This window comes from Salegentibacter sp. (assembly GCF_036568425.1).
Taxonomy (GTDB): Bacteria; Bacteroidota; Bacteroidia; order Flavobacteriales; family Flavobacteriaceae; genus Salegentibacter.
In genome coordinates, this window is sequence record NZ_DATCSO010000004.1 from 24,822 (window position 1) to 32,385 (window position 7,564).

General features: G+C 37.6%; 9 protein-coding genes. 5 read left to right on the forward strand and 4 right to left on the reverse strand.

Annotated elements, in window-relative coordinates; translation table 11 throughout:
* Window positions 1–57: 57 nt before the first annotated feature.
* The 3 genes from VIM94_RS00410 to VIM94_RS00420 are packed head-to-tail and all read left to right on the forward strand — an operon-like array spanning window position 58 to window position 1,463.
* The gene (locus VIM94_RS00410; protein ID WP_332037313.1) at window positions 58–381 is read left to right on the forward strand and encodes a hypothetical protein; all 324 of its coding nucleotides are present in this window, start codon (window positions 58–60) and stop codon (window positions 379–381) included.
* 4 nt (window positions 382–385) lie between these two features.
* A complete protein-coding gene (locus VIM94_RS00415) occupies window positions 386–913 on the forward strand; it encodes a DUF4252 domain-containing protein (protein WP_332037314.1) in 528 nt (175 codons plus the stop codon).
* Window position 914: 1 nt separating this feature from the next.
* Window positions 915–1,463 carry a DUF4252 domain-containing protein gene (locus tag VIM94_RS00420; RefSeq protein WP_332037315.1) on the forward strand — a complete coding sequence of 183 codons (549 nt, stop codon included), beginning with the start codon at window positions 915–917 and terminating at the stop codon, window positions 1,461–1,463.
* An 81-nt stretch (window positions 1,464–1,544) separates the two neighbouring features.
* Here the strand turns inward: VIM94_RS00420 and purB are convergent, their stop codons facing one another.
* Complete coding sequence (gene purB / locus VIM94_RS00425) at window positions 1,545–2,882, reverse strand: adenylosuccinate lyase (protein ID WP_332037316.1); 1,338 nt, start codon at window positions 2,880–2,882, stop codon at window positions 1,545–1,547.
* Between the two features lie 69 nt (window positions 2,883–2,951).
* Window positions 2,952–3,656 carry an NAD-dependent deacylase gene (locus tag VIM94_RS00430; RefSeq protein ID WP_332037317.1) on the reverse strand — a complete coding sequence of 235 codons (705 nt, stop codon included), beginning with the start codon at window positions 3,654–3,656 and terminating at the stop codon, window positions 2,952–2,954.
* A 121-nt stretch (window positions 3,657–3,777) separates the two neighbouring features.
* Here VIM94_RS00430 and VIM94_RS00435 point away from each other — a divergent pair, with 121 nt between their 5' ends.
* Both VIM94_RS00435 and VIM94_RS00440 read left to right on the forward strand, forming a co-directional pair.
* A complete protein-coding gene (locus tag VIM94_RS00435; protein WP_332037318.1) occupies window positions 3,778–4,434 on the forward strand; it encodes an RNA methyltransferase in 657 nt (218 codons plus the stop codon).
* 33 nt (window positions 4,435–4,467) lie between these two features.
* Complete coding sequence (locus VIM94_RS00440; protein WP_332037319.1) at window positions 4,468–5,001, forward strand: SRPBCC family protein; 534 nt, start codon at window positions 4,468–4,470, stop codon at window positions 4,999–5,001.
* Here VIM94_RS00440 and VIM94_RS00445 read toward each other — a convergent pair.
* Both VIM94_RS00445 and VIM94_RS00450 read right to left on the reverse strand, forming a co-directional pair.
* Entirely contained in the window at window positions 4,998–5,753 is a 756-nt protein-coding gene (locus tag VIM94_RS00445; RefSeq protein WP_332037320.1) for a carboxypeptidase-like regulatory domain-containing protein, read from the reverse strand. The genes VIM94_RS00440 and VIM94_RS00445 overlap by 4 nt on opposite strands.
* 74 nt (window positions 5,754–5,827) lie before the next feature.
* Window positions 5,828–7,564: DEAD/DEAH box helicase (locus VIM94_RS00450; protein ID WP_332037321.1), on the reverse strand; the 1,737-nt coding region annotated here is incomplete at its 5' end.

Sequence of the window (7,564 nt, forward strand, 5' to 3'; positions counted from 1 at the left end):
ACCAATTTTATTAAGGGCGTAAGAAAATACAGAAATCCCGGACTATTACAATTAATTATGGAACCAAATAGCCAGTTTCAACACACTAAGAAAAATCAAAAACAACACTATTCCAAAGCTTCAGGAAAAAAGTTTTATGTTTGGGGTGGAATAATGCTGATAATTAGTCTGGCATTTGGAATTTTTTTCTTTCAGCAGAGAAATTTAAACAGTCCTGAGAATGTGTATTTAGGAACTATCCAGGATGAAGAACTGGCACTTCAAAGAACGAGGGAAACTCTTCAAATGGTTTCAGAATTAATGAATGAAAGAAAAAAGGATCTGGTTTATCTCAAGGAATTCAATAATACCAGAGATAGAATAATCAAACATGAAAAATAAAAAGATGAAAAAAATAACAATACTTATAATTATTTGTTTATTACCATTAATAAACACTGCTCAGGCCTTTAAAAAATACGAAAGCAGGAAGGATGTAGATGAGATGATAATGACCAGTAAAATGTTTAAAATGCTGGCTAAAGTTGATTTTAGTGAAGAAGATGAGGAAGCACAACAATATATTAGATTAATTGAGAACCTTGATGAGATTAGAATGTTTACTTCCTCCAATAACCAGGTTCGTTCTGAGATGGTTAGGGATGTAGACGGTTATTTAAAAGAAGGTAACCTGGAACTGCTAATGAAGGTAAACGAAGACGGGAAGAAAATAAAATTCTATTCAAAACCAGGGAAAAATGAAAATGTGGTAAGCGAGCTTTTTATGTTTTTGGAAGGCCATGAAGATGGGGAACCAATTTCGGTTATTCTTAGTATTACCGGAGACATTGATCTCTCTCAACTCTCGAGATTAACCCGGGATTTAAAGGTTCCCGGTGCCGAAGAATTGGATAAGCTCGATAAAAAATCATAGTATGAAAACTTCCGGGGTTTTTGGGTTTTTATTTGTATTGATGTTTTTAACGATTTCCTGCGGCAATGAGCCTGGCATACAGGAATATTATGTTGAAAATCTTGGAAATAGTGATTTTATTGCTATGGATATTCCTGCCAACCTTTTGGCTAATATTAAAACCCCGAATGCAGATCAAAAGCAAATCCTGGAAAGTATACATAAGGTGAATTTGCTGGTATATCCTTTAAGGAACAATAAAGAGATGTACCAAGCAGAAAAAGTTGAATTACAGAAAATTCTTAAAAATGAAAATTATCAGCTCCTCATGAGATATGGCTCTACACTTCGCAAAGCTGAAATTTATTTTATCGGTGACGAAAGTGCCGTAGACGAATTTATCTTGTTTGGATTTGATGATAGTCGGGGAGTAGGTCTGGCAAGAATACTGGGAGAAGATATGCAACCTCAGGCTATGTTAAATCTTCTTAGATCTTTGAAAAAAGGCGATCTTAATGTTGATGGAATTAGAAATATAGCCCAAATTTTTAAAAGGGGGAGGTTGAAGTAGGAATTAAGTAAGAGCCTAAAGCTTATTAAATTATAAAAAAGATATCCCGCCTGGCTTTATTGAAACCGGCGGGATTTTTTTTTATATCCCAGTGTAATTTTGAGGAGTTATTGCTTTTATTTCGCTTTTTATTTCATCTGAAACATCCAGACTATCTATAAATTTTGATATACTTTCCTGGTTGATTTTCTCATTGGTTCGGGTTAAACCCTTTAAGGCTTCATAAGGGTTTTTGTAAGCTTCCCTTCTTAATATGGTTTGAATAGCTTCAGCTACAACGGCCCAGTTTGCCTCAAGGTCGGCATTGAGTTTCTCTTTATTCAGCAATAATTTTCCCATTCCTTTTAAAGTAGATTTAAAACCGATTAGGGTATGGCCCAATGGAACCCCAATATTACGAAGTACAGTGCTATCTGTAAGATCACGTTGTAAACGACTTATAGGAAGTTTTGCTGAAAGATGTTCAAAAACTGCATTCGCGATCCCCAGATTTCCTTCGCTGTTCTCAAAGTCTATGGGATTTACCTTATGTGGCATAGCAGAAGATCCTATCTCTCCCTCTTTGATCTTTTGTTTAAAATAATCCATAGAAACATAGGTCCAGATATCCCGGTCCAAATCTATAAGAATATTATTAATGCGTTTTAAAACATCAAAAAGAGCGGCCATATGGTCGTAATGCTCTATTTGGGTTGTGGGGAAAGAATGGTGAAGTCCCAGGATTTCCTCCACGAAATTGGTCCCGAATTCTTTCCAGTCAACATGAGGATAGGCGATCTTGTGCGCATTGTAATTACCAGTAGCGCCTCCAAACTTAGCGGCGTGAGGAATAAAATGTAACTGGGTAAGTTGTTCTTCCAATCGCACCAGAAACACCTCTATTTCTTTTCCCAGCCTGGTTGGAGAAGCAGGTTGGCCATGCGTTCTTGCTAACAAAGGTATATTAGCCCATTCTTTAGAAAACTCCCGCAGTTTAGACCGAATTTCATCTAAAACAGGAAGATATTCATCTTCTATCGCTTTTCTTAAGCTTAAAGGGACAGCAGTATTGTTAATGTCCTGGGATGTTAAACCGAAATGAATAAACTCCTTGAATTCCTGAAGCTCGAATTTATCAAATTTCTCTTTCAGAAAATACTCTACGGCCTTGACATCATGGTTGGTGGTTTTTTCTATTTCCTTAACCGCCTGAGCATCTATGGTGGTAAAATTGTCATAAATCTCTCGCAATTGCGAATATTTTTCCTTCGGAAAAGTACTGAGTTGAGGAAGAGGTAATTCGCAAAGTGCTATAAAGTATTCTACTTCAACCTTTACGCGGTATTTAATTAAGGCTTCTTCGCTAAAATAAGCCGAAAGACTTTTGGTTTTAGCATGGTATCTACCGTCTATTGGAGAAATGGCGGTTAGCGGAGTCATTGTGTTGTGGATGTTTGATTTATAAAGCTCCAAATATACTGCTTACAACCCATCTTTAAAACTACAGGCTTAATTCTTTTTAAATGCTTTATCTGAAGCTTTTATAAGCTTATTTACTAATGGAGGAACGCCTATTGAAGCTCTTTCCGGTGTAATTTCCAAATTTTTCTCTGGTGTTACATTTGGCTTTGGATCTATAAAATATACAGGGATATCCCGAGGCGCAAATTCCATTAAGCCTGCTGCAGGATATACCTGCATTGAAGTACCAATTATTATAAGAATATCTGCATGAGATGTAATTTCAGCGGCTTTTTCAAACATAGGTACGGCTTCCCCAAACCAAACCACATGGGGCCGTAATTGATAGTTGTGTTCACAAAAATCGCCTACTTTAATATCTTTTCTCCAGTCCATAACAAGATCTTCATTAAAAGTGCTTCTTGCTTTTAAAAGTTCGCCGTGCAAATGAGTAACTTTTGTGCTTCCCGCACGTTCATGCAAATCATCTATGTTTTGGGTTATGATCTCTACATCATAATATTTTTCCAGTTTAGCCAGGGCAAGATGTGCCGGATTGGGTTCTACTTCAAGTAACTGGCGACGACGTTTATTATAAAATTCCAAAACCTGTTCCTGATTTTTTTCCCAGCCAATAGGTGAAGCAATCTCCATGATGTCATGGTTTTCCCAGAGTCCATCGGCATCTCTAAATGTGCTAATTCCACTTTCAGCACTAACCCCTGCACCGGTTAAGACAACAATTTTTTTCATAACTTTTTATTTATGTCTATAAAAATAAACACTTCTGAAAATTCTGGAGGCTAATATTAAAATAAGTACAGAAAATCTTAAGATAGCCATTCAATTCGGCTTCAATTTTTAATTTTGAGGAATGGAAAAACAGCAGTTACTGGATTATCTCAAGGAATTTCTAACACCCCGTCGTAATAAGCTTTTCGAGGAGGTGCTTTCAAAACGAACCAATTTTTTTACAGTAGTTACCCAGGATGTTCATCAGTTACATAATACGAGTGCGGTAATACGTAGTTGTGATGTTTTCGGAATTCAGAATATCCATGTTATTGAAGAGTGTCAACCCAGGAGAATTGATAAAGAAATAGCTATGGGTGCGCAAAAATGGGTAGATGTTAACCGTTATAATTCTACCAAAGACTGTGTATCTGCCTTAAGGCATAAAGGTTATCAAATTGTAGCCACAACACCACATGGAGATGGCAGAAACCTAGAAGATTTTGATATTTCCAAACCTGCGGCCGTTTTCTTCGGGACAGAAAAAAATGGGCTATCTGAAGAAGTTCTTGAGGAAGCTGATGTTCATTTGAAAATTCCTATGCAAGGCTTTACAGAAAGCTTGAATATATCGGTTTCAGCTGCTATAATTTTACAATCTATAACCAGCAGGCTTCGTCATAGTGAGTTGACCTGGCAGCTAACCCCTGAAGAAAAACTTGAAATCGAATTGAATTGGACAAAAAAGTGCATAAAAAATTCAGAACAACTTGTAGGGGACTATAAAGCATCCCGATAAATTTGCTATTTTTAGCCTTTCAAGCCCCTACCTATGACCCTCTTTTTTTATATCGTTATTGCGATTATTACCTTTTTCGCTTTTTTACACGCTTACGCAAAAAAGTCGTATGATTTGAGTCGCACTATGATTATCAATGCTTCCAGAGAAGATATCTTTAATTATGTAAGTCAATTAAGAAAACAACCTCATTGGGTGCCATGGTTTAAAAGAGACCCGAATGCAGTCCTGAAATTTAAAGGGGTAGATGGGAAAGAAGAAGCCGGTTTTTATTGGAGGGGAAATAAAAAGGTAGGAGAAGGAACCCAAAAGATCGTCAAACTCAAACCCAAAGCGATCATGGAGACGCGTCTGCTTTTTGTGCGACCCATAAAACTAAACTCCTTAACCTATATCGGTATTAAAGAATTGGAGCCTAAAAAATCGAAAATAGTTTGGGGTGTTCGCGGGTTTTTGCCTTTTCCGCTTAGTATCATTTCAATTTTTTATAGCCTGGATAAATTGCTTGGGAATGACCTGGAAAAGGGATTAATAAATCTGAAAACTATTTTGGAGGGCAGGGATTAATTGCGCTGAAGCACTTTGAATTCTTCATAACAACCGCTTATAGCATCCAAAATTTGCAGATCGTTAGCTGTACGCATGAAATTTTTTGAATAATTACAGCGACCTAAAATCTCATCAATTTCCACCTTATTGATTTGTAGTAAAGCCATAAGGGTTTCACGGTCAAATTTATTCCGAAGTAAATTTCGTATTTCGTCATCTTCTTTCATTTGCCTAAGCTTACGCATTTGTTTCGGTCTTTTTCCGAAGATATTATTGACCAGATCTGCCGGGTTAAAAAGAGAGCCTAAAACTTTTGATACTGCACCGGGTGAGTTAGTGCCGGCCTCATAAGCGGTATTTAAACCTGAAATACTATAGCGTTTGTTCTCATAAATTGGGATATTCTTGGCATCTATTTCAAGATAGCCCGTTAAAGTAACCGAGCTAACTACAACTTCTTCCAGTGCAATTCCCAGTTCGGTCATTTTCACCTTAACATTTCCGTACTTCATCCAGTCGTTTGTAACCCGAACTTTTATGGATTTAAAACCCAGATAGGTGAAATATAAGGTATCGTTTACTTTGGCTGGTAGCTCAAACTTGCCGTCTTCATCACTAACCGCACCTTTTACCTGATTAAGATTTACAATATGAACTTTTTCTATTGGTTTATCGTTGGCAGCATTCATAACTGTACCCGACACGAGGTCTTGTGCCATGGCATATAAACCAGTAAAGAGTAGGAAAAAGAGGAATAAACTATACTTCATAATAATTGGCGCCTAAAATATAAAATACCAATAAAAAACAATGCCAGTTTTTATATTTTAAGCGCCTAATTTATTTATTTCTTAGAACGTCTCCTTTTTAGAGAACTTTCTATGTTCTTGCCACGGCCACCAAATTTTTTATCGCCGCGTCCTTTTTTTTCGAAACCTTCTGAACGTCTTCCACCGGATTTACCACCTTTAAATGGTTTTCCTGAACGTTCTTTTGCGCCACCTTTTTTTCTTCCTCCACCACGTCCGGAATCGGTTGTAATTTCAACATCGATATGACGGCCATTATGTTTGAAGTTTTTAAAGGTTTCAATAACCTTATCGGTATGAACGGCATCGGTATTAAAGAATGAGAAAGTTGATTTAGCGTCAACTTTATAGACATCATCACGTCCTAGATCCAGAGTTGCTTTAAGGAAATCTTTAAGACTCATCCAGTCGAAACCGTCTTTTGTCCCCATATTGATAAAGAACCTTGTAGATTCTCCACCTCCCGAAGTTCGATCAGATCCTCCCCCCGCACTAAGGTCGGGTGAGTTCTTATAATAATTAAAGAAACGGGTGAATTCTACCGAGAAAAATTTCTTGATCAATTCTTCACGACTAAAACCTTCCAAAACCTCGTTAATACTAGGTAAGTAAGCGTCTATTTCATGATTGATTTTAGTTTCCTTGATATCATTTGCAAGGTGAAACAACTGAACTCTGCAAATCTCCATTCCATCAGGAATATCTTTTTGCTCGAATTTCTGTTGAATAATGCGTTCAATACTTTTAATTTTACGCACTTCACTTTTCGAAACGATCACCATAGAAACACCACTTTTCCCAGCTCTTCCGGTTCTACCGCTTCGGTGGGTGTAAGTTTCAATTTCGTCTGGTAACTGGTAGTTGATCACGTGGGTGATATCATCTACGTCAATACCACGAGCAGCAACATCGGTAGCGACAAGCATCTGGATTTGTTTCGTCCTGAAGCTCTTCATTACCAGGTCACGCTGGTTCTGGCTAAGATCCCCATGAAGGGCTGCGGCGCTATAACCATCTTCAATAAGCTTTTCAGCAACTTTCTGGGTATCTCTTTTTGTTCGGCAAAAGATTACCGAAAAAATGTCAGGATTGGCATCTGCTAGTCTTTTAAGAGCATCATAACGTTGGCGGGAATTTACCAGATAGTATTCGTGAGAAACGTTACTGGTTCCCTGATTCTTGGTTCCTACAGTAATCTCTATAGGAGTTTTCATAAATTTCTTGGCGATAGTAGCTACTTCTTTAGGCATGGTAGCTGAAAAAAGCCAGGTGTTTTTAGTTTTTGGAGTATCGGCAAGGATAGAGGTTATGTCTTCGTAAAAGCCCATATTCAGCATCTCATCGGCCTCATCTAAAACACAGTAATCTATTTTAGTGATATCTACCATTCTACGGTTCATCATATCCTGCATACGACCTGGAGTAGCTACAATAATTTGCGCTCCACGCTCAATTTGGCGAGCTTGATCGGTAATACTTGCACCACCATAAATGGCTACTGCATTTAGATTTTTCTCGAATTTAGAATAGTTCTTTAATTCGTTGGTAATCTGCAGGCAAAGCTCACGGGTTGGTGAGAGAATTAATGCCTGGGTATGTTTAGCGTTGGAATTTATCTTCTGGATAAGCGGAAATCCAAAAGCAGCTGTTTTTCCTGTTCCGGTTTGGGCCAGGGCCACCATATCGGTGTCTTCATTTAACAAAACAGGAATAGCTTTTTCCTGAATTTCACTTGGGCTTTCAAAACCCATTTCTTCGACTGCTTTAAGAAT

Coding starts and splice junctions, on each gene's coding strand:
- VIM94_RS00410 (WP_332037313.1), top strand. CDS start 58: ATGGAACCAAATAGCCAGTTTCAACACACTAAGAAAAATCAAAAACAA.
- VIM94_RS00415 (WP_332037314.1), top strand. CDS start 386: ATGAAAAAAATAACAATACTTATAATTATTTGTTTATTACCATTAATA.
- VIM94_RS00420 (WP_332037315.1), top strand. CDS start 915: ATGAAAACTTCCGGGGTTTTTGGGTTTTTATTTGTATTGATGTTTTTA.
- purB (WP_332037316.1), bottom strand. CDS start 2,882: ATGACTCCGCTAACCGCCATTTCTCCAATAGACGGTAGATACCATGCT.
- VIM94_RS00430 (WP_332037317.1), bottom strand. CDS start 3,656: ATGAAAAAAATTGTTGTCTTAACCGGTGCAGGGGTTAGTGCTGAAAGT.
- VIM94_RS00435 (WP_332037318.1), top strand. CDS start 3,778: ATGGAAAAACAGCAGTTACTGGATTATCTCAAGGAATTTCTAACACCC.
- VIM94_RS00440 (WP_332037319.1), top strand. CDS start 4,468: ATGACCCTCTTTTTTTATATCGTTATTGCGATTATTACCTTTTTCGCT.
- VIM94_RS00445 (WP_332037320.1), bottom strand. CDS start 5,753: ATGAAGTATAGTTTATTCCTCTTTTTCCTACTCTTTACTGGTTTATAT.